Below are 22564 nucleotides of genomic sequence, written 5' to 3'. Positions count from 1 at the left end.
ATTGTTTTAGTAGTTTCATTTATACATGATTATTTGTTTTAAATAATAACTTTTAATTAAAGTTTGATATAATGAAACAGTTAGTAGTCATAATACCATTTATCGTTTTTAATATAACACTTGCACAGTCGACTAGGCAAATAACTAAAGATTTTGATGGAGACAAAAAAATGGACACTGTTTACATAGACAGTGACTTAGATAAGCTAATATGCGTGTTGTCTTCAAACAATTATAAAAAAATAGAAAGCTTAAAAATTAGAAGTCTAAATTTTGGAAACACTTTGGTGGAAACTAAAAACGGATTCCAGTTTTGGAATGATTATGGTCGCTCTGGTTGGATAAATGAGTTTGAATACAACAACAATGTAAAAAAAATGCAGCTCATTAAAATCTATCGTACAGATTATGATTTAGATAGGCATACGTATGGAGATCTAGTTAAAAACGGTAGTGGAAAATCAAGTGTTGATTTAAAATCTAATACGTATATAGGTGATTTTTATGATGTCTATAACGGTAAATTAAGAAAGTTACCAACCATAACAAAACAATTGATATTTACAGATACCTTTTTATATTGTTTTAGTGATGATATAAATTTTGAATTTGAAAAAAAGTGCCTTCAATTTTATGAGGAAGCAAAAAAAAATTAGAACTGTAGTAATCTAGTATATCGTCATTGTCTATAGTTAGTTGAAAGATTTAGGTTCTAAGTTAAAAAATAAATAGAATATTCCTCAGGAATGTTTGTAAGCAGGCTATAAACAAGCAATTAATTATGCTTATTGTTGTACAACGTTTTTTATTTTTTCTGATATTGATGAAAATTGCCTCTTGGTAAATATATCAGAGTCATGTTTTTATCAGATATATAATCAATTCCATACTTCAACGTATCAGATTTATGAGATAATACTAAGCCTCCACCAATTATTGAATTGTCCTCATTAAAAACACTTTCAGTAATCAGATAATCATAAATATCATCTGAATCTGTTTCTTCATTTGCGTATTTAAAAATCCACTTGTTATCTTTAATCTCAACAGTTGATAATGAATCAATAGTACTTATCCAAATTCCGTTACTTATTGAATATTCCTTTTGTTTTTCATCGACTTCAATTTTTGATTCAGTAGAATCAATTGCAATTTGAGCCTGTTCATTTTTAGTCACATTTTTGCAACTTATAAAAACTATAAATAATGTCGTTAAAATTCGGATTTTCATTGTTTGGTCAAAATGTTGTACAATTAATAAATATTATTAAAAATAAAATCCGTTTAAATCTAATATTAGATTTAAACGGATTTTTAATTTTTTAACCTGTAAGCCTTAGTTTAGGATAAACATAACACCAAACTGTGCAGTTTGAAAAAAGTTGTTAAGTACGTTTATATTTGCATTTAGCGTGTTTATAGGTTTGGCATCATCAGCATCTATTTTTTCCGATGTGTAGGACACAACATCTGCTAATGAGAATGAGATGATTATTTTATCGTTAACAAAGTAATTTAGACCTAAATTCAAATTGGCGTCTATAACATTAGTTTTTACTTCATTATCTATGTCACCATTAACATCTACAAATCGCTTTTTCATTCCGTAATTACCACCTAATTCTCCGTATGTAAAAAAACGTTTTCCTAGTTGTAAAAAGTAGTAACGTGCAAATATTCCTGGAGAATAATAGGTAGTTTCCACCTTTCTAACAACATCAGTATTAGTGTCTGGATCTGGATCAGGAAGTGTTGTTGTGTTAGTCTCTAATTGATAAGATCCCTGAATACCTAAAGCTAGCTCATCAAGTATAAAATAACCTACTTTTGGATTTAGTCCCAACGTTGTAATTTTATTTTGGGTTGTTTGATTATCTATAGAAGAATATTGGATGTTACCCTCAATAAAAAGCTCTTTGTGCATAAAGCCAAAAACTTCATCTTGTGCATTAACGTATAAAAAAGAAAATAATAAAATCGGAAGTAGTGTAAGTCTTTTCATATATAAAATTTGAATTGTAAATATAAAGAAAATCCATTGTTTAAAACAAGAGTAAATTCGTATTTAAGTATTAATTTTAAGTAAATAATAAAAATTACTCCACACGTTTTAGGGCTTGTTCATCTTCAATTTTGATTTGTTTTCCTTTAGTACTAATTATACCTTCCTTTTTAAATTGAGACAAAATCCTAATAGCACTTTCTGTTGCTGTACCAACAATACTAGCATAATCATCTCTAGATAGCGTTAAGGCTAAATAACCATCTCCATCATTATCAAATTTGTTTTTTACGTACAATAAAGTTTCTGCTAAACGTTGCTTTACTGTTTTTTGGGCCATATCCACAAGACTATCATCTGCATCTCTTAAATCCTGAGCCATTCGTTTTAAAAGATCCATCGAAAAACTTATGTTTTTCTGTAAATCCTCTAATATCTCTTGTTTAGGAATAAAACAAATTTGCATATCATTTAAGGCAACAGCAGTTAAGTTTGAACTTTCATTACTAACCAAGGAGCGTTGTCCCATCATACCACCTTTTACAGATAGCTTTACGACTTGATCTTTACCATTTTCACTTAATTTAGTAAGTTTACAAACGCCTTCTCTAATGCAATATATACCATTTAAAGCTTCGCCTTCTCTAAAAATTATTTCACCTTTTTTTACTATTCGTCCAGTTTTGCAAGCAGATACTCGCACCAATTCATCTCTAGTTAGTGTGTTTAAACTATTAAATTGCCTGACAATACATTGTTCACATTTACTCATACCTAATTTTGTTGCAGTATACCAAAAGTATACAATACCTGATATGACAAATATCATATAATAATTGATGTCAAAGTGTAACCTTTGTTACAGGTAAAAGAGCAAATTATGGAATCAAAAGTATGTTATCATTGTGGCGATAATTGTACAGATACAACAATACTAATAGAGGATAAACCCTTTTGTTGTCAAGGTTGTAAAACAGTTTATGAAATACTGTCGGAAAGCGACTTAACGTGTTACTACGACTTGCAATCGTCTCCAGGAGCAATACCAAAGGAGATAGAAGGGAAGTATGATTTTTTATCGCAAGATAAAATTATAGAAAAGTTAGTCGAGTTTGACGACGGTAAAACTCAAATAGCTACACTTTATATTCCGCATATTCATTGTAGTTCGTGTATATGGATTTTAGAAAATCTTAATAAACTTAATCCAGCAATTTCTTTATCTCAAGTCAGTTTTGGTAAAAAAACAGTACGAGTTTCTTATAACACCACAGCTTTTTCGCTTAAACAATTGGTCCTTCTATTAAGCTCTGTTGGGTATGAGCCTTACATTAGTTTGGACGATTATAAAACAGGACAAGAAAACGTCAATCGTAGTTTAATTTATAAATTAGGCGTTGCAGGTTTTGCTTTTGGAAATGTGATGTTTTTATCATTTCCTGAATATTTTGAGGTAAACGAGTTTTGGTTGGAGCAATATAAGCATGTCTTTAGATGGATTATGTTTGCTTTTTCATTACCAGTTGTGTTTTATGCAGCTCAAGATTATTTTATTTCAGCTTTTAAAGCCATAAAAACTAGAATATTAAACATAGATATTCCTATTGCCTTAGGTGTTGTTGTTTTGTTTTTAAGAAGTACTGCCGAAATTGTTTTTGACATAGGTTCTGGTTTTTTTGATAGTTTAACAGGATTAGTGTTCTTTTTATTATTAGGAAAGTTTTTTCAGCAAAAAACCTATTCGTTTTTGTCTTTTGAGCGCGATTACAAGTCGTATTTTCCAATAGCGGTTACTAAAATTTTTAATAATGAAGAAGTGCCAGTTCAGGTATATGACATAAAAAAAGGCGATCGATTATTAATTAGAAATCACGAGTTAATTCCTGTCGATGGTATATTAATTAATGGGAACGCAAGAATAGATTACAGCTTTGTAACAGGTGAGTCTGAAACGGTTAAGAAAATTTCTGGTGACAAGTTATTTGCTGGTGGTAAACAAACCTCTGGTGTCATAGAAATGGAGGCCATAAAATCTGTAGAACAAAGTTACCTGACACAATTATGGAGTAACGATGTTTTTAGTAAAAATAAAGAGGATGGTTTTACAACCCTAACCAATGCGATTAGTAAACGTTTTACAATTGCTGTTTTAAGTATTGCCTTTATAGCTACAGCATATTGGATGTTTGCGGATAGCAGTAAAGCTTTAAATGTCTTTACAGCAGTATTAATTATAGCTTGTCCATGTGCAATTGCTTTAGCAGCTCCTTTTACTTTTGGTAATTTGTTACGCATTTTTGGAAAAAAGAAATTTTATCTTAAAAACGCTTCTGTTTTAGAACAATTAGCACATATCGATACTGTTATTTTTGATAAAACAGGAACCATTACGTCTAATAAAAAAAGTGATGCAAAATATGAAGGTGTGCCATTAAGTTTAGATGAGGAAGTATTATTAAAAAATACCTTAAGAGGCTCAAACCATCCTTTAAGTAGAGGGTTGTATGATATTTTAAAAGATAATGATATTGTAACCTTAGATTATTTTGAAGAACATTTAGGGCAAGGTATTGAGGCGTCTCATGCGACCCAAAATATAAAAATTGGTTCGGCTAAATTTGTAGGTTTTAACAACGATAGTACAGTTTTAAATACTGCAGTACATATTAGTACAAATAAAGGTTACAAAGGAAAATATACATTTTATAATAGTTACCGTAAAGGCTTGTCTAAGTTGTTTAACAAACTTAAAAAGCACTTTGACTTAGTGATCTTGTCTGGAGATAATGAAGGTGAATTAGAAAACCTTAAAAAGCTTCTGCCTGCTAAAACAAAAATGCTATTCAATCAGAAGCCAGATGATAAGTTAGAGTATATTAAATACCATCAATCAGAAGGTGCAAAAGTATTGATGGTTGGAGACGGTTTAAACGATGCTGGTGCTTTGGCACAAAGTAATGTTGGAATAGCAATTTCAGAAAACGTTAATGTGTTTTCTCCTGCTTGTGATGCTATATTGGATGCTACAAAGTTTAACCAATTGTATCAATATATAAAGGCTTCTAAAAGTGCTATAAAGATTATAAAATGGAGTTTTTTATTATCATTATTCTACAATGTTATTGGTTTGTATTTTGCAGTAACAGGACAGCTAGCTCCTGTAATTGCAGCTATTTTAATGCCTTTAAGCTCGATTAGTATAGTCATATTTACAACACTTGCAACCAATTGGATTGGACGTAAAATAAAGTAGAGTTTATTTCAATTTTTTGCTAAATTTAATTACGTGTTGCAAGTTTTTCGCGAAAGCGAAAAAAAATCTTAAGAAAATCTTAAAAAAATTTTAAATTTAGCTTCAAAACTTGGTTAAACATGATAAATGTCATCTTTTAAACAAGCCTACTAAATTACTTTTGTAGCATAACTTCTAATAGGTATGAGTGTTATATATATTTTACTAACAGTAAGCATAATTATCGCGATTGTGTTTTTTACAGCGTTTATAATGGCTGTTAAAAATGGACAATTTGATGATGGTTACACACCATCTGTAAGAATGCTTTTTGAAGACGAATTGGTTAAAACGCCAGTCAAAACAATAAAAAAAACTAAAATCAAAAATAAGACTAATCACAATTAATTATGGAAATGCAGCAATTTTATTACGATAACAAGATTGTTAAAAAGTTTCTTTACGCTACTATACTCTGGGGAGTTGTTGGTATGCTTGTAGGACTCCTTTTAGCGTTTATGTTTTTATTCCCAAATATGACAGATGGGATTTCATGGCTTAGCTTTGGTCGTTTAAGACCATTACACACCAATGCGGTGATTTTCGCGTTTGTGGGTAACGCTATATTTGCAGGAGTGTATTACTCGACACAACGTTTACTTAAAGCTAGAATGTTTAGCGACCTGTTAAGTAATATTAATTTTTGGGGATGGCAATTAATAATTGTTGGAGCAGCCATTACGTTACCTTTAGGTTACTCGACATCTAAAGAATATGCCGAGTTAGAATGGCCTTTTGATATTGCTATTGCCTTAATTTGGGTAGCTTTTGGTGCAAACCTTATTGGTACAATGTTAAAGCGTCGTCAACGTCACTTATATGTTGCTATCTGGTTTTACATCGCTACGTTTGTAACTGTTGCAGTACTACATATTTTTAATAGTTTAGAGTTACCTGTTAGTTTAACTGGTATGAAAAGTTACTCGGTTTACGCAGGTGTACAAGATGCTTTAGTACAATGGTGGTATGGACATAATGCGGTTGCCTTTTTCTTAACAACACCTTTTTTAGGTTTGATGTATTACTTTGTACCTAAAGCTGCTAATAGACCTGTGTATTCATACAGACTATCTATTGTACACTTTTGGTCGTTAATCTTTATTTATATTTGGGCTGGACCACACCATTTATTATACACAGCTTTACCAGAATGGGCTCAAAATTTAGGAGTTGCATTTTCTGTAATGTTATTAATGCCTTCTTGGGGAGGAATGATAAATGGATTATTAACCCTTCGTGGTGCTTGGGATAAAGTACGTGTTGATCCAGTACTTAAATTTATGGTTGTTGCAATTACTGGTTATGGTATGGCAACATTTGAAGGACCAATGTTATCGCTTAAAAATGTAAATGCAATTGCACACTTTACAGATTGGATTATTGCACACGTGCACGTTGGTGCATTAGCGTGGAATGGGTTTTTAACTTTTGGTATGATATACTATTTAGTGCCAAAATTATTTAAAACTAAATTATACTCGTTACCATTAGCAAATCTTCATTTTTGGATTGGTACTTTAGGTATTATTATGTATGCCTTACCAATGTATGTAGCAGGTTTTACACAAGCTAGTATGTGGAAGCAGTTTAATCCTGATGGAAATTTAAAATATGGTAACTTTTTAGAAACTGTATCAGAGATTATACCAATGTATTGGATGCGTGCAATAGGTGGTACGCTATACTTAACAGGAATGTTAATCTTAGTATTTAACGTTATTGCAACTATTAGAAAAGGTAGTGTTGTTGAGGATGAATTAGCAGAAGCTGCTGCGTTACAACGTGTATCTAAAAAACGTGTATCTGGAGAAGGATGGCACACATGGTTAGAGCGTAAGCCAATAAGATTGACTATTGGAGCAACTATCGCTATTTTAATTGGAGGGATTGTGCAAATTGTACCAACAATTATGGTTAAATCTAATATACCAACTATTAGTAGTGTTAAACCATACTCTCCATTAGAGTTAGAAGGTCGTGATATATATATACGTGAAGGTTGTGTTGGATGCCACTCACAAATGGTTAGACCATTTAGAAGTGAAGTAGAGCGATACGGAGAATATAGTAAAGCAGGAGAGTTTGTATATGACCATCCATTTTTATGGGGAAGTAAGCGTACAGGTCCAGATTTACATCGAGTAGGTGGTAAGTATAACGATAACTGGCACTTTAACCATATGTATGATCCACAAAGTACCTCTTCAGGTTCTATTATGCCAGCTTACAAATGGCTAATTGATAATACTTTAGATAAGTCTCAAATTGAGGCTAAGATGGAAGTTATGGTAAAACTAGGTGTACCATATACAGAAGAAGATATTGCAAATGCACAAGCGCAAATGTTAGAACAAGGAACGCAAATTGAAAAAAATCTTTATAGTGATCCTGATTTTGCAAAAGCTTATGAAGATAGCAAGAAAAACGGAGGAGCAGATTTTGTTGAAATGCGCAATCGTGAAATTGTAGCTGTTATAGCTTACTTACAACGTTTAGGTACAGATATAAAAGTAGACACAGTAGAAGAAACAACAGTACAAAAATAGAACGCCATGTTAAAATTTGTAAAAAATCATTTAGACAGTATTGCAGGTGTAGAGATATATCCAATATTTTCATTACTTATATTCTTTGGTTTTTTTGTAGTCCTTTTTTGGTGGGTAATTACCGCTAAAAAAGACTACATCACCACTGTAAGTAATTTACCATTAGACTTAGATAACCAAAACGAAACCGAATTATGAGACATTTAATTCCATCATACGTCAGAGTACCAGCTGTATTCTTTATTATTTTTGGATTAGTAGAGTTTTTTGTAGACTCAGGAGACAAACCAGCTTTTTTAGAGTATCCAATAATCATGTTATTTTTATTACTAGTATTAGTGATACTAATTGCAATAGAAGGGATTGTAGGCTCTATTGAAAACGTACTATTTCAAAGTTTAGATGAAGCAGGTAAACAACGCTATTTAGCTAGTCAAACTAAAGTCCCTCAATTTACTAAGTTAAAGGCTGTTTATGCTAAACTTAAAGGTGGTGAAAAACCAATCGAGGAAGAGCACGAAATTATTTTAGACCATAACTACGATGGTATTAAAGAGCTAGATAATAACTTACCACCATGGTGGTTATACTCATGGTACGCATCTATGGTATTTGCTGTAATCTACTTGTTTAATTTTCATGTTACAGGATCATCAGACACACAATATGAAGAGTTGGATAATGAGTATGCACAAGCAAAAATTGAAATTGAAGCATACAAAAAAACTGCTAAAAACCTAGTGGATGTTAATTCAGTAGTACTATTAACAGATGCTTTAGACTTACAAAACGGTAAAAAAATATTTACAGAAAACTGTATCGCTTGTCACATGGCAGATGGTGGAGGAGGAATTGGACCAAATCTAACAGATAAGCATTGGATTTTGGGTGGAAGCATAAAAAATGTATTCCAGACAATCTCTGAAGGTGGACGTTCTGGTAAAGGTATGGTGTCTTGGAAAAAAGATTTAAAACCATTAGAAATGGCACAAGTAGCAAGTTATGTGTTGTCTTTACAAGGTACAACTCCTGCTAATCCTAAAGAGGCAGAAGGTGATCTTTGGCAACCAGAAGGTGCAGAAGATTTGCAAATACCAGCAGAAATTAAAGATACAGACGTTTTAGAAGTAGAGAAATCTGTTTCAATGAACAATTAATACATATACAATGGAAGCTCCAGATAACGAGAGTTTTAGAGACTCAATAGCAACTATAAACGAAGACGGTAAACGTGCTTGGGTATTTCCAAAAAAGCCAAGCGGAAAGTTTTATGATTATAGGAAAATAGTAAGTTATATTCTTTTAGCCTTTTTATTTGCTGCTCCATTTGTTAAAATTAATGGTAACCAGTTTTTACTATTTAATGTATTAGAAAGACGTTTTAATATTTTTGGTTTTCCGTTTTGGCCTCAAGATTTTCACCTATTTGTAATCTCAATGATTATTGGTGTTATCTTCATTACTGTATTTACAGTTGCATTTGGTCGTATATTTTGTGGATGGATTTGTCCACAAACCATTTTTTTAGAAATGGTGTTTAGACGTATCGAATACTGGATTGATGGTGATAGAGGTGCTCAAATGAAATTAAAAAGAACCAAATGGACACCAGAAAAAATCAGAAAACGTATTTTAAAACATACCATTTTTGTTATCATTTCCTTTTTAATAGCTAATGTCTTTTTAGCTTATTTAATAGGTAGTGATAAGCTGTTAAATTACATAACAGAAGGACCATTTAAGCATTTAAGTACTTTATTTCCGTTGCTAATTTTTACAGGATTATTTTACTTTGTATTTTCTTGGTTTAGAGAGCAAGTTTGTATAATCGCTTGTCCTTATGGACGTTTACAAGGTGTATTATTAGACAATCAATCTATTATTGTTGCCTATGACCATAAACGTGGAGAAGGTGAGAATGGACGTAAAAAGTTTAGAAAAAACGAAGATAGAGAAGCGCTTGGTCATGGAGATTGTATCGATTGTATGCAATGTGTACATGTGTGTCCAACAGGAATTGATATTAGAAACGGTACACAATTAGAGTGTGTAAATTGTACAGCTTGTATAGACGAGTGTGATGATATAATGGAAAAAGTAGGCTTGCCTAAAGGACTTATACGTTATGCAAGTGAAAATAATATTGAAAAGAAAGAACCTTTTAAATTTACATTAAGACTTAAAGCCTATGTTGTTGTCTTATTTATATTAACAGGTGTTTTAATTGCAATGTTACAGTTACGAAACGATGTAGAAGCACGTGTTTTAAGGCTGCCAGGTCAATTATTCGAGCACAAAGCTGATAATATAATAAGTAATGTTTTTACCTATAAACTTGTAAATAAAACAACTCAGGCTATTGATAATGTAAACTTTAAACTTAAAAAGTATAAAGGAACCATTAAGTTAGTCTCTACGGATAATAGCTTTTTAGTACCAGCACAAGGTTTGGCTGAAGGAACTTTATTTATAGAGCTTGATCAAAGTGCTTTAAAAGAGGATAAAACTAAGCTAACCATTGAGGTGTATAGTGGTACAAAATTAATCGAAACTACAACAGTTAACTTCTTAGGACCTAGAAGCTATAATTAAACAGATTAGAAAATGAAATTAAATTGGGGAACAGGAGTAGTTATAGCATTTATACTATTTATAAGCTTTATAATGTATTTTGTTATAGCCATGAATACAGATAAAAATCTGGATCATGATTTGGTTAATGATAATTACTACAAACAAGAATTAGAGTATCAAAATGATATTAATAAAGAGAAAAAATCTAAAGAGCTTGACTCTAAAATAACCTGGAAAAAAACACCAGAAGGTATGCTAATTAGTTTTCCTTCAGAGTTAGACTTCAGTAATATTAAAGGTAAAGTGTTCCTATATAGACCATCTAACAAACAACTAGACTTCGAAACCACAATTTTGTTGTCTAATCACAATTTGCTCATACCTGACAAACGTATGTTAGATGGTCGTTGGAACATTAAAATAGATTGGAATTACAAAGGTACAAATTACATGTATAAACAAGACGTCTTGTATTAATGTTAATTACAGCGCTCATATTTGGTTTATTAGGAAGTTTTCACTGCGTTGGTATGTGTGGTCCTATTGCTTTTATGCTGCCTGTAGATAGAAGTAATTCTTTTAAAAAAATAACTCAAATTACGGCTTATCATTTTGGACGTATATTAGCTTATAGCATCATTGGTTTAATATTTGGTGTCATTGGTAAAAGCTTATATATTTTTGGATTACAACAAAAACTATCTATCGTAATAGGAGTTTTAATGATAGTAGTAATCCTTTTTCCATATAAAAAATTAGGACAAAATTATATAGTTAAGCCTATTTATAAAGCAGTTGGCTTTGTAAAAAAACAAATGGGTCAAGCCTTAAAAAAGAAAACAGCAGACACCTTTTTAACCATAGGATTTTTAAATGGTTTTTTACCATGTGGTTTAGTATATATGGCAGTTTTTGGAGCCATAGCTGCAGGTAATGCTTGGCAAGGCAGTTTGTATATGGCTTTTTTTGGTTTAGGTACCATCCCATTAATGACTACAGCAATTTATTTGGGTAAATTTTTAAACGCACAAGTAAAACAACGCATTCAAAAAGCAATTCCAGTATTTGTAATAGTAATTGGCGCTTTATTTATTTTGCGTGGACTAGGATTAGGTATTCCATATATCTCTCCAAGTCCAGTGGTACAGATGGTTAATAGTGCAATTGATTGCCATTAATAAAACGTTTAAATTTATCGCTTTCGCGGAAATAAAGCCAAGCCAACTTAAACTTAAATTCATAAATAATATTTACTATTATTTTGTAAATTACAATACGCTAATTAATTTAAAATCAGTTTTATAATGCAGAATGTTTTATTACTTACGGACTTTTCAGAAAGCTCAAAAAATGCTATAGATTATACATTACAATTACTAAAATCTAAAACTGTACAGTTTCATTTAGTATATATACATAAAGCATCAGCATTTACATCTGCAGATTTAATGACTACTGGTAATGCCAACTTATATGCTTCCATAGTAAAGTCACCTAAAGAAGATTTAGAGGATTTAGCTACAGCACTTCATTTAAAATATAAAAACGATAGACATGCATTTTTAACTCATATAGATTATGATGTGTTTACAGATGCAGTCAATCAAATAATCACACAAAACGCTATAGATTTAGTCGTAATGGGAACAAATGGTGTGACTGGAGCAGATGAGGTTGTTTTTGGAAGTCATACATTACATGTTATACGTAATGTATCTTGTCCAACATTAGTTGTGCCTAAACATTTCAAGTTTTCTAAACCAGAAACAGTTTTACTTCCGTTAGATGATAAGGATATTTTAAACGAAAAAAGAGTACAACAAATCGTGAACTTAGTGGACAAGAGTACAAGTAAATATCATATTTTAAGAATAACCGAAACTGCAACTTCAGACCAAGAAGATTTAAAATTATTAAACGAACTATTACACACAAATAATTTTATTTACCATCAAGTTGTTAGTGTACCTATGCATCATGTAGTGGATACTTATTTGCAAACTAACACCATAGACTTTGAAGTGTTTATAATACAAAAAACTAGCTTTTTAGAACGTTTGTTTATGGGATCTCCAATAACAAAACATAGTAAAATAGCTAGTGTTCCTTTATTTGTACTACACGATTAATAATAGGCGTGTGTTTAAAAAGTATTTATTCTATTTCAGGAATAATACCATCGTTTTCTAAGACTAATGTTAATAGTTTAGAGTAATCATTTACTGTTTGGTCAATGTTTTCTGGATCTACAATGTCTATATATCCTTTCCATATTAGTGTGCGGTCTTTTGTAGGACATAGGCAATACACGGACGTTTCGGCATTATAAACCTGATATTCTTTATAAGCATCCGGATTAAAAACCTGATCTTGATACATTAAAAAATCGTCATTAAATTTTTTGTGATTTTTATCAAAATTAGAATAGTCTTTCTTGTATTGAATTTTGTTTTTTATTCCAGCTACTTTAGTAAAAATTACAGCATCAAAACCTTCCTCAATTAATTGATTTTCTAACACTTTTAATTCTGCGTCAGTTTTTTCTGATTCTAAAAAATCTGCGTCAAACTTATCTAAGCTAACAGAAGCATCAATCCCTCTAGCGACTAATTGTTTTTGTAGTTTTTTTTCAAATTGTGATTTAGCAGTTTGATTATTTGATAATGCCACAATAAAAACTTTTTGTAATGTGTAATCGCTGGCGTCTGGACTAATCCAACGCTCTCTTAATTGCGTGCTATCACATGCATATAGAGATATAAGTAATAATATAAGTAGTGTTTTTTTCATATTATTTATTTAATAAGTGTTCGTCTTTGTCTGTTTTCATTAGTCTTTTTACCAATTCAAAAACCTCAAATTTAACCGCTTTATAGTCGTAAAAAAAAGAACTCAATGTCTTAGTTAACGTTCTATGGTCTTCTTTATATTGTTCTTCTTTTTCAATTTCATCCTTACCGTCCACCATTAAACTTAGTTCTTTTTCGTGCTTTGTTAAGTCATTAATAAGTAGTTGATTACCTCTGGTGGTTCTTAGTAAAGCAGTGGTTACTATTTTGGCTCTATCTAATATTTCTGCCTCAATTATTTTATGTGTATAATCGGTTAGTAATTCTTCTAAAAAGATTTGTTCATCCTTTATAAAGTTAAGTTCTGATAACCATGTTTTGGACATGTTATGCATTCTTTCAGCACTATACCATTCTACAATTTTGGTTTTCTTTTCTGATTTCATAATTTAATTATTGTTTTAAAAAAAAACAGGAAGTATAACATTGTCAACTTCCTGTTTATTGATTACAACTTTATGTACCACTTTTTGGTATTACTTTGACTTAGTAAACCGTTTAACAAAAAAATAATTTTTGTTGTTGATTAATAGCGTGTCGTGGTATTAATTATTGCAATCTTTTACTACTCAGTTATTATTTTCTATAATTAAAGGTACTTATATTGTTAGTCTTAAACTATGATATTTATCATATAACTAACAGCTTACAATTTAATTTTAATCACTTCATTTAACGCTGGACAATAGCTGTCCCATCCATAAACAGTTTTTAATTTAACATGAAAGGCTTGTTGTGCAGTAGCCTCTCCATGGACTAAATAAATGGCTTTTGGTGTATTTTTAATAGCACTTAGCCAATCCAATAAACCTGATTGATCTGCATGAGCAGACAAACTATCAATATGTTTTACTTTTGCTTTAACAGGGTAGTATTTACCATAAAATTTAACCTCATGTGTGCCTTCTTTTAATAAGCGTCCTCTGGTACCTTCTGCTTGGTAACCTACCAGTAAAATGGTTGTGTTATCATGATCTATTAATTGTTGCAAATAAGTTAATACACGTCCTCCAGTTACCATACCACTTCCTGCTATAATTATTTTAGAGCGTGGATCATCTATGGTTTTCCAGGTATCTGCATAAGAGGTAATAATATTAATATGATTACACATAGCCTCATAATCTGATGCTGACAATTTATGCCATTTTGGAAATTTTTTAAAAACCTCTAACACATTGTTTCCCATTGGGCTATCTACAAATATTGGAATGTTTGGAATTTTATTTTTTTGATATAATTTAAATAAAATAAACATTAGCATCTGTAAACGTTCTACCGCAAAACTTGGGATAATTAAATTGCCTCTATCGTTTATGGTTTGTTTGATTATGTCAGTTAGTTTTTCTTCAATAGCCTCTTTAGGATGTAGTTTATCTCCATAAGTACTTTCTATAAATAAATAGTCTGCATTATCAGGACGTTTTGGGTCGCTAAGTAAATAATCATTTGTTCTACCAATGTCTCCAGAAAATACAAAACGTTTTCCATCAATATCCAATTCTATAAATGTTGAACCTATTATATGACCATTATAATTAAATCTATAGGATATGTGATTATTAATATTAATCCATTTGTCTTGGGTTTGTACTTCAAATTTGGCCACAATTTGTTCTACTTCTTTTTGCGTATAAAAAGGTAATGCTGGATTATGTTTAGTGTAGTTTTCTGCATTAGCCTTTTTGGCTTCTTCTTCGTTTATTTTTGCGCTATCTTTTAAAATAATTTCGGCTATAGCCAAAGTTGGAGCAGTACCAATTATAGTGCCTTTAAACCCTTGTTTTATTAGTCTAGGTAAATAACCAACATGGTCTAGATGTCCATGAGTTAATAATATAGTTTGTATGGAAGCTACATCTATTGGCAGTGGTTGCCAATTTAAAAGGCGTAAATCTTTTAAGCCTTGAAACAATCCACAATCTATTAATATTGAAGTATTAAAAGCTTCAATTAAATATTTGGATCCAGTTACTGTTTTTGCTCCTCCTAAAAAGGTAATGTTAACGTGATTATTCATAGCTTTATTTGGTATTACATAGTAACTTAATTTCGTTTAAAATTCTTTTTTTACGAATTTCAGAGACGCCTAAATGATCTAAATAAAAGGCGTCATTTAATAAATCTTTGCAAAGGACAACCTCTCTGTTTAATAAAAACTGTTTTTCTCTTTTAGTTAGTAATGTGGATGTTGTAATAGGGTAAAGTTTTAATTGATCGATACGCTCTTTTAACCCATTATTTAAAGGGTAATCCCAACTTAATAAGTGTAACCCAATACAATTACCATATGTTTTTGCATCCTCTGTAAATCTTGTGTTTGTGACTACCCAACCTTGTGTCATAGTTGTGTTTGAGTGATATTTGATATTCCAGTTAAGCTGAATATCCTGAAATCTAGAATAGATATACAACGGTATTTTGACATTGCAATTTAATCCAGCCTCACCATGAAATTTGCACTCGACAAGTACAGTATTATTGGCTTTTGTTGCCAAAATATCGACCTCATGCTTCACACATTTTCCATTAATAATCTCGCCAACTTTAGTTGTATAACCTGAGGCTTCTAAAATGGCTGCTACATAACGTTCAAACGGAAATCCCGTAGGGCCTAACTCATAAATAGCTTTTTTTAATTTGTATTTAGAGGCCAAGTGACTTTTGGTCGCCTTAAGCATAGCAAAAGCACGATTGTAAATTTCTTTAGTAGAAATCCCTTGGTATAACTCATCTCTAACATTTGATGTGATTTTTTGGGCTAATGCTTTATCTGCTCCAGATTTTATTAAAGAATTTTTAAGTTTATCTATAGAAAACTTAACGTGTTCTCCGGATGATTTTTTTATGTAAAGGTCCTGTGTTGTCATATTTTATTGGTTATCTGGAATAACTAAAAAAGGGATAGAGGGATTAAAACCTATTTTTTTTATAACAGGTTCGTTTAAAAACCGTTCCATTATACTGTGCTTATAATTGACCATAATAAGTAAGTCGATATTTAAATCTTGTATAAATGTATTTATGATCTCAGCTTTTTTGTTGTAATTGGGTACTGAATGGTAATGCGTTTTAAAACCTTGAAGTCCTTTTTTTAATATGGATAAATTATATTGTTGTAAAGGTGCCAAGTTATCATTAACCTGAATGTTTACAACCCTTAAGGTGGCATTGTTGTCGTAAGTAAAATCATTGATAGTTTTAATTTCTAAATCGGTATAAAACCTATTTAAATCTGTAGAGAAAACAATTTGTTTTAAGGGTTTATAATCATATTGATCAGGTATAATTAAAATTGGGCATACTTTAATAGTGTTAACTAATCGCGTTGTATTACTACCAAAAAACAGTTGTTTGTTTCTTGAAGTACCTTTTGTACCCATAATAATTAAGTCTATTGGGTTTTCTGCAATATGTGCTTTTACTGCAACTTGTAAATCAATTAATTTTAGAACAGTCTCAAAGCTGTGATTAGCATTTGCATCACTAGATTCTATTTGGTCTTTAACTTCTTCTAGTTGTCGTTTACACTGCTGTATGGTGTTTTTTAAATATACATCTGACAAATTGGATAGGGAAGAGGCAGTTAACGGATTAGCATGTAATAAGTAAAATGTACAAACTTCGTATTTATACAATTTTACAGCGTAAACTATAGCACTCCATGCATTATCAGAAAAATCAGTAGGTAGTAAGATATGTTTCATATCCTTAAGTTTTAGGTTTACTTAAAGATATTTGATATAAATCTTATAGGATATGATATATATTAGTTTTACAAAAAAAGGGTATTAAAATGATAATTCATTTTAATACCCTTAATATAACTAACTAAAAAAAAATTATTTAATACGGAAAGTGACTACAGGCAATGCAGCATGATTTGCAATGTCTTCAGAGATACTTCCTGATAAAAAGTGTGTAAATCCAGTACGACCATGTGTAGCAACAGCTATAGCGTCTGCACCAGAAACATTTGCATAATTTAAGACTCCTTTTTCTACTGAGTAATCAGATATAAACTGTACTTCTGATAATTTATCTAAATTACCATCTGCTTTTTGTAAAAAGTTAGCAACCGTTTTTTCCATTTCAGAGGTGCTACTAAAGTTATCTCCTGGAGTATTGATATATACTAAATGTAAGTTTGAACCTAATGTTTCAAATAACTTAGAAGCATTTAAATATGGAGTGACTGTTCCGTCAGAAAAATCTGAAGCAAATACTACATTATCAAAACTTAAAGTTGTTGGTTTGTTTTTAACAACCAGTACAGGTATTTCTGCGTGACGTACTACCTTTTCTGTATTTGAGCCCACAAAAATTTCTTTTAAACCACTACTACCATGAGAACCCATAACTATTAAGTCTGCATTATGCTCTTTAGCGACATCGTTTACTTCACTAAAAACTTTAAAGTGTTTAACTACAGGTGTTACTTTTACATCTTTTAAAAAGTCTTGATCTAAAAATTCTGTAAATCTATTTTCGGCTAATTTTAAAAAGAAAATAGTTTCTGATTGGATATCAGCTTCACCTTGGGTTAAGATGGTTTCAGAAATTTCTAACATGTGTAATGCAAATATTTCTGCATTATATTTTTTTGCCAATATAGCTGCTGATTCTAAAGCATATTTTGAATGTTCAGAGAAGTCTACTGGTACTATTATTTTTTTCATATTGATAGTTTTAAAGGTTGTGTTTTATGTTTTAAAGTTATCGATTGTGTTGGTAATTATCGAGCTTTTATAAATTAATTAACAGTCTAAATGGTCATGGAAAATAATTGCGTTTCTGGTTTGTTTCGCTGTAAAAGCAAATCAAAAGCCATACATATATTTCTAACAAACGGTTTTCCTTTTTCTGTAATAAAAATTTGATTTAATTCTATGTTTAATAAACCATCGTCTTGCATTTCTTTAAGCTTTAATAGGACTTCTGGTATGTCTTCAAAATATAAATTATTAGCCATCCAATTGGTTTTAAAGTGGCACATTAAATTTAAAATGTGCTGTCTAATAATTAAATCTTCAGATGATAAGATGTGTCCTCTAAAAACAGGAATACTGTTGTTTTCAATTAAATGATAATATTCTTCAATACCTTTTACGTTTTGTGCAAAAGCATACCAACTGTCACTAATAGATGAGACACCTAAACCTATCATCACTTTAGTTTTTGAGGCTGTATAACCCATAAAGTTGCGATGCATAGTTTCGGTTTGACTTGCTTGATACAAACCATCTGTTTTAAGTGCAAAATGATCCATTCCAATATCATGATATCCTGCTTGTGCTAATAGTTTTTTACCTAATTGATATTGGTTTTGTTTTATACTTGGTGTTGGTAAATCACTGTCTTTATAGCCTCTTTGTCCATTTCCTTTTATCCAAGGGACATGTGCGTAACTATAAAAAGCAATACGATCTGGCAATAATTGTTTTGTTTTTTTAATGGTGTCTTCTACATGTGCTTCCGTTTGAAAAGGTAAACCAAATATAATGTCATGGCCAATAGAGGTGTAACCTATTGTTCTAGCTAATTCTGTAACTTTTTTTACATTTTCAAAGGGTTGAAATCTGTGTATGGCTTTTTGTACAATAGGGTTATAGTCTTGCACTCCAAAACTGACACGTCTAAATCCTAAATCAAATAACGTTTGTAAATGTGTTTTTGTGGTATTGTTAGGGTGACCTTCAAAACTAAACTCATAATCATCTGCTAGTTTAGCTTTGTATTTAATACCATTGATTAAAATTTTTAAATTTTCAGAATCAAAAAAAGTAGGTGTTCCACCACCAAGGTGCAACTCTTTAATTACAGGTTTATCGCCTAATAAATCACAGTATAATTGCCATTCTTTTAAAACTGCATTTATATAAGGTAACTCTACATCATGACGTTTAGTGATACGTTTATTACAACCGCAAAACGTACAAAGACTTTCGCAAAAAGGTAAGTGTATGTATAAGCTAATACCTTCAGTACTGTTGCTTTCGTCAAAAGCTTTTTTAAGGCTTAGTTTCCATTCTTTTAATGAAAAAGTATCTAAATCCCAATAAGGAACAGTAGGATAACTAGTATATCTAGGTCCAGCAACATTATATTTATTAACTAAAGACAAGCACATATTTTAACTATTTGATAAGTCAAAGTTAATGGGCTTGTGCCTTTTAAAATATGACATATGTCATACTGGTCGTAAAGCTTTAGTTTTAGTTTAGAATATTGTATATTTTGTTATACTGTATGTCCTTAAAGTGAGAAACAACTAAATCTGCTTGTGTATAATCTTGGTTTTTAGAATGAAAACTATCATAACCAATACAATAGCTTCCCGCAGCTTTTGCAGCTTTAATACCATTGGTAGAGTCTTCAATAACTATACAGTGTTGTTGTAAATGACCAGCTAATTGTGCTGCTTTTTCAAATATTTCGGGATGTGGTTTTGAGGCTTTTAAATCTGCACCACTTATTTTAGCTTTAAAATATTGGTCTAAATCAAAACGTTTAAAAACATTATTTATAGTTAGCATAGATGCCGAAGAAGCTAAAACTAAGGTTAATCCATTACTATGATAGTCTTGTATTATATCCAACACACCATCAATAAGTTGTAGACTTGGATCACTATGAAAAAGATTTACAAATATATCACGTTTATATTGCACTAACTCCTCAGGCGCATTGTCTAGTTTAAATAGGTCACACATACGTTTACAAACATTAATTGTAGATTGTCCTGTAGTAGACTCGTACAACGTCTCTGACACTTCAATTTTAAAATGATCAAACATTTTAAAGTAGGCTTTTTTATGTAAAGGTTCAGTGTCAACAATAACACCATCCATATCAAATAACACAGCTTTTAACATACATTTTGTTTTTTGCGAAGATACTTAATATGTGGTTTTTTACCATAGATATATTTTTTAGTCTATTATAATTACAATATTTTGCGATAACACTTTTAAAATATGATTTACACCATTGTTTTTATAATTTTTATTGGGTTTATAGTTTACGCTTTTGTGCTAATGAGGCCAAGGACAGTAAAACAAATTCCAAAACATTGGCACGCCATACTATTAGAAAAGGTTTTATTTTATAAAAAGTTATCTAAAGCAAATCAAGACGTGTTTAAAAAACGGATAGCGCTTTTTTTAACCGAAATAAATATTGATGGTGTAAATACTACAATTGATGAAACTGATAAGTTACTAATCGCGTCTAGTGCTATTATTCCTGTTTTTGGATTTAAAGAATGGAGTTATAATAATCTATCAGGTATTGTAGTCTATCCAGACAGTTTTAATGAAGATTTGCAATTTTCTGATATCGATAAAAACAGAAAAATTTTAGGGATGGTAGGTACAGGTAGGTATGAAAAACAAATGATTTTATCCAAAAAAGCAATTCGTTTAGCCTTTAATAATAAAACAGATAAGCATAATACACCTGTCCATGAATTTGTCCATTTACTGGATAAAATGGATGGAGAAACGGATGGTGTACCTGAGTATTTTTTAGGCAAAGAATATATACAACCTTGGTTAGAGTTAATGCATACCGAAATGGAAAACATTAATAACGATACTTCTGATATTAGAAAGTATGGAGGTACAAGTCAAGCCGAGTTTTTTGCTGTAGCTTCCGAGTATTTTTTTGAACGTCCTAAGTTATTCAAACAAAAGCATCCTGAGTTATATAATATGTTGTCGTTATGTTTTCAACAACCAAAACAAAGTTAAATTAATTCAAATTAGTTAACTTTACAATTGAAAAAAACAAACCATGTTAGAAGAGTTACAACAGCATTACGGATATTTATTTGAAGATGAATTAATTCAAGAAATTAATAATGTTGGTACTTATAAAGATATTCCTGAAGGATTTAAATTAATTGAAATTGGTGACTATATAAAAACAATGCCACTTTTAGTTAGTGGAGCGATTAAAATTTTAAGAGAAGATGAAGATGGCGATGAATTAATCCTTTATTTTATCGAGCAAGGAGATACGTGTGCAATGACATTATCTTGTTGTTTAGGAAATTCTAAAAGCGAAATCAGAGCCATAGCAGAAACAGATACCAAGTTAATTATGATACCTGTTGCTAAAATGGAAGAGTGGTTAGGTAAATATAAGACTTGGCAAAAATTTGTCTTACAAAGTTATCATAATCGTATGTCAGAGTTGCTAGAAGCTATAGACACTATTGCTTTTTTAAAAATGGACGAGCGTTTATTTAAATACCTAAAAGACAAAGCAATGGTTAATCATAACGAGTTAATCCATGTAACACATCAACAAATTGCTAGAGATTTGCATACGTCGCGTGTAGTAATTTCAAGATTACTAAAAACACTTGAAATTGATGGTAAAATTGAATTGCACAGAAACAACATTAAGGTTTTAGATTTATAAGCGTAACAACTGTTACAAACCATCTCCTATATAAACTTTAAGTTTGTATAAGATTATTAAATTATGGATTTTATACAAGTAATAACATATTTAGCAGCTTTTTTAATTGGAGCAGTATTAGGACTAATTGGAGGAGGTGGATCTATTTTAACTGTTCCATTATTAGTTTATTTTTTGGCTTATAATCCAGTTATTGCTACAGCATATTCCTTGTTTGTCGTTGGATCGTCGTCATTAGTTGGTGTTTTTCAAAAACATCGCGAAGGATTAGTAGATTTTAAAACAGGTTTAGCGTTTTCATTTCCATCATTTATTGCTGTTTATATTTCTAGACGTTTTGTAGTACCAGCAATACCAGAAACTATACTATCTATTGGCACATTTAGTTTGACCAAGGATATGGCCATCATGATATTTTTTGCAATAATCATGTTTTTGGCAGCTTTTTCAATGATTAAAACTAAACAAAACACAAAATCAACAGCGACCTCACAACCTTATTATAAGACATTTATGCAAGGTGTGATAATTGGTGTTATTACAGGATTAATTGGTGCAGGAGGAGGATTTTTATATGTTCCAGCACTAGTATTGTGGGCTGGATTAGACATGAAAAAAGCAGTAGGTACATCCCTAATTATAGTCGCAATAAACTCGCTAATAGGTTTTTCTGGAGATATGCAAACCCTAGATATTGATTGGGTATTTCTATTATCATTTACCGCTCTAACAATAATTGGTATTTTAGTAGGAGGCTATTTTTCTAAATATATTTCTAGTAAAAAACTTAAAAAAAGTTTTGGATGGTTTGTATTGGTAATGTCCATTTATATTATATTAAAAGAGTTAGTTTTTTAATTATGTAACTTAAGTT

24 protein-coding genes are annotated in these 22564 nt (G+C 30.8%); 13 read left to right on the top strand and 11 right to left on the bottom strand.

The genetic code is table 11. The features are described 5' to 3' along the window. The first annotated feature begins 71 nt into the window (after positions 1-71). Positions 72-656, top strand: coding sequence for a hypothetical protein (locus WNY60_RS10560; RefSeq protein WP_342862344.1), 585 nt, complete (start codon positions 72-74; stop codon positions 654-656). A gap of 149 nt (positions 657-805) precedes the next feature. On the opposite strand, the gene WNY60_RS10555 is transcribed toward WNY60_RS10560, so the two are convergent. From WNY60_RS10555 to WNY60_RS10545, 3 genes are all read right to left on the bottom strand, one after another. Continuing rightward, entirely contained in the window at positions 806-1231 is a 426-nt protein-coding gene (locus WNY60_RS10555; RefSeq protein WP_342862343.1) for a hypothetical protein, read from the bottom strand. Positions 1232-1336: 105 nt separating this feature from the next. Next, the gene (locus WNY60_RS10550; protein WP_339809363.1) at positions 1337-2002 is read right to left on the bottom strand and encodes an outer membrane beta-barrel protein; all 666 of its coding nucleotides are present in this window, start codon (positions 2000-2002) and stop codon (positions 1337-1339) included. Between the two features lie 94 nt (positions 2003-2096). Beyond that, positions 2097-2831, bottom strand: a complete 735-nt coding sequence (locus tag WNY60_RS10545; RefSeq protein ID WP_342862342.1) for a Crp/Fnr family transcriptional regulator — start codon at positions 2829-2831, stop codon at positions 2097-2099. Positions 2832-2882: 51 nt separating this feature from the next. Between WNY60_RS10545 and WNY60_RS10540 the strand changes: the two genes are divergently transcribed. The 9 genes from WNY60_RS10540 (at position 2883) to WNY60_RS10500 (ending at position 12543) form a co-directional block, all read left to right on the top strand. Beyond that, entirely contained in the window at positions 2883-5255 is a 2373-nt protein-coding gene (locus tag WNY60_RS10540; protein ID WP_342862341.1) for a heavy metal translocating P-type ATPase metal-binding domain-containing protein, read from the top strand. Between the two features lie 183 nt (positions 5256-5438). Next, positions 5439-5642, top strand: coding sequence for a cbb3-type cytochrome oxidase assembly protein CcoS (gene ccoS / locus WNY60_RS10535; protein ID WP_145001363.1), 204 nt, complete (start codon positions 5439-5441; stop codon positions 5640-5642). A gap of 2 nt (positions 5643-5644) precedes the next feature. After that, positions 5645-7840 (top strand): cytochrome-c oxidase, cbb3-type subunit I, encoded by a 2196-nt coding sequence (ccoN, locus tag WNY60_RS10530; RefSeq protein WP_342862340.1) that lies wholly within the window; start codon positions 5645-5647, stop codon positions 7838-7840. A gap of 6 nt (positions 7841-7846) precedes the next feature. Then, on the top strand, positions 7847-8038 hold the full coding sequence (locus WNY60_RS10525; RefSeq protein ID WP_145001367.1) for a CcoQ/FixQ family Cbb3-type cytochrome c oxidase assembly chaperone: 192 nt from the start codon (positions 7847-7849) through the stop codon (positions 8036-8038). Next, a complete protein-coding gene (locus WNY60_RS10520; protein WP_342862339.1) occupies positions 8035-8997 on the top strand; it encodes a cbb3-type cytochrome c oxidase N-terminal domain-containing protein in 963 nt (320 codons plus the stop codon). The genes WNY60_RS10525 and WNY60_RS10520 overlap by 4 nt, the downstream gene beginning before the upstream one ends. A gap of 10 nt (positions 8998-9007) precedes the next feature. Next, entirely contained in the window at positions 9008-10432 is a 1425-nt protein-coding gene (gene ccoG, locus WNY60_RS10515) for a cytochrome c oxidase accessory protein CcoG (protein WP_342862338.1), read from the top strand. A gap of 12 nt (positions 10433-10444) precedes the next feature. Continuing rightward, on the top strand, positions 10445-10891 hold the full coding sequence (locus WNY60_RS10510; protein WP_145001374.1) for a FixH family protein: 447 nt from the start codon (positions 10445-10447) through the stop codon (positions 10889-10891). Beyond that, on the top strand, positions 10891-11592 hold the full coding sequence (locus tag WNY60_RS10505) for a sulfite exporter TauE/SafE family protein (RefSeq protein WP_339809370.1): 702 nt from the start codon (positions 10891-10893) through the stop codon (positions 11590-11592). Before WNY60_RS10510 ends, WNY60_RS10505 begins: the two co-directional genes overlap by 1 nt. Before the next feature lie 126 nt (positions 11593-11718). After that, positions 11719-12543: a universal stress protein gene (locus tag WNY60_RS10500; protein WP_342862337.1), complete on the top strand. Its 825-nt coding sequence runs from the start codon at positions 11719-11721 to the stop codon at positions 12541-12543. Between the two features lie 25 nt (positions 12544-12568). Here WNY60_RS10500 and WNY60_RS10495 read toward each other — a convergent pair whose 3' ends face one another. From WNY60_RS10495 to WNY60_RS10460, 8 genes are all read right to left on the bottom strand, one after another. Further along, the gene (locus tag WNY60_RS10495; RefSeq protein WP_145001381.1) at positions 12569-13204 is read right to left on the bottom strand and encodes a hypothetical protein; all 636 of its coding nucleotides are present in this window, start codon (positions 13202-13204) and stop codon (positions 12569-12571) included. Between the two features lies 1 nt (position 13205). Further along, complete coding sequence (locus tag WNY60_RS10490) at positions 13206-13649, bottom strand: hypothetical protein (RefSeq protein ID WP_145001383.1); 444 nt, start codon at positions 13647-13649, stop codon at positions 13206-13208. 260 nt (positions 13650-13909) lie between these two features. Further along, positions 13910-15283 (bottom strand): MBL fold metallo-hydrolase, encoded by a 1374-nt coding sequence (locus WNY60_RS10485; RefSeq protein ID WP_145001385.1) that lies wholly within the window; start codon positions 15281-15283, stop codon positions 13910-13912. Between the two features lie 4 nt (positions 15284-15287). Further along, complete coding sequence (locus tag WNY60_RS10480; RefSeq protein ID WP_145001387.1) at positions 15288-16133, bottom strand: ATP cone domain-containing protein; 846 nt, start codon at positions 16131-16133, stop codon at positions 15288-15290. Between the two features lie 3 nt (positions 16134-16136). Next, positions 16137-16970: a universal stress protein gene (locus tag WNY60_RS10475; RefSeq protein WP_342862336.1), complete on the bottom strand. Its 834-nt coding sequence runs from the start codon at positions 16968-16970 to the stop codon at positions 16137-16139. Between the two features lie 135 nt (positions 16971-17105). Continuing rightward, positions 17106-17942: a universal stress protein gene (locus WNY60_RS10470; RefSeq protein WP_145001391.1), complete on the bottom strand. Its 837-nt coding sequence runs from the start codon at positions 17940-17942 to the stop codon at positions 17106-17108. An 86-nt stretch (positions 17943-18028) separates the two neighbouring features. Further along, positions 18029-19393 (bottom strand): oxygen-independent coproporphyrinogen III oxidase, encoded by a 1365-nt coding sequence (hemN, locus tag WNY60_RS10465; RefSeq protein ID WP_145001393.1) that lies wholly within the window; start codon positions 19391-19393, stop codon positions 18029-18031. A gap of 85 nt (positions 19394-19478) precedes the next feature. After that, a complete protein-coding gene (locus WNY60_RS10460) occupies positions 19479-20138 on the bottom strand; it encodes an HAD-IA family hydrolase (RefSeq protein ID WP_145001395.1) in 660 nt (219 codons plus the stop codon). A gap of 162 nt (positions 20139-20300) precedes the next feature. On the opposite strand from WNY60_RS10460, the gene WNY60_RS10455 reads away from it, so the two are divergent. The 3 genes from WNY60_RS10455 (at position 20301) to WNY60_RS10445 (ending at position 22548) form a co-directional block, all read left to right on the top strand. Further along, on the top strand, positions 20301-21014 hold the full coding sequence (locus WNY60_RS10455; RefSeq protein WP_342862335.1) for a M90 family metallopeptidase: 714 nt from the start codon (positions 20301-20303) through the stop codon (positions 21012-21014). Positions 21015-21057: 43 nt separating this feature from the next. Next, on the top strand, positions 21058-21690 hold the full coding sequence (locus tag WNY60_RS10450) for a Crp/Fnr family transcriptional regulator (protein WP_145001399.1): 633 nt from the start codon (positions 21058-21060) through the stop codon (positions 21688-21690). 63 nt (positions 21691-21753) lie between these two features. Then, positions 21754-22548, top strand: coding sequence for a sulfite exporter TauE/SafE family protein (locus WNY60_RS10445; RefSeq protein WP_145001401.1), 795 nt, complete (start codon positions 21754-21756; stop codon positions 22546-22548). Positions 22549-22564 lie beyond the last annotated feature (16 nt).

Origin of the sequence: Olleya sp. AS48 (genome assembly GCF_038900355.1) — a bacterium.
Lineage (GTDB): Bacteria > Bacteroidota > Bacteroidia > Flavobacteriales > Flavobacteriaceae > Olleya.
The sequence above is the reverse complement of the archived record's forward strand: the minus strand, read 5'-3'. Positions and strand labels throughout refer to the sequence as shown.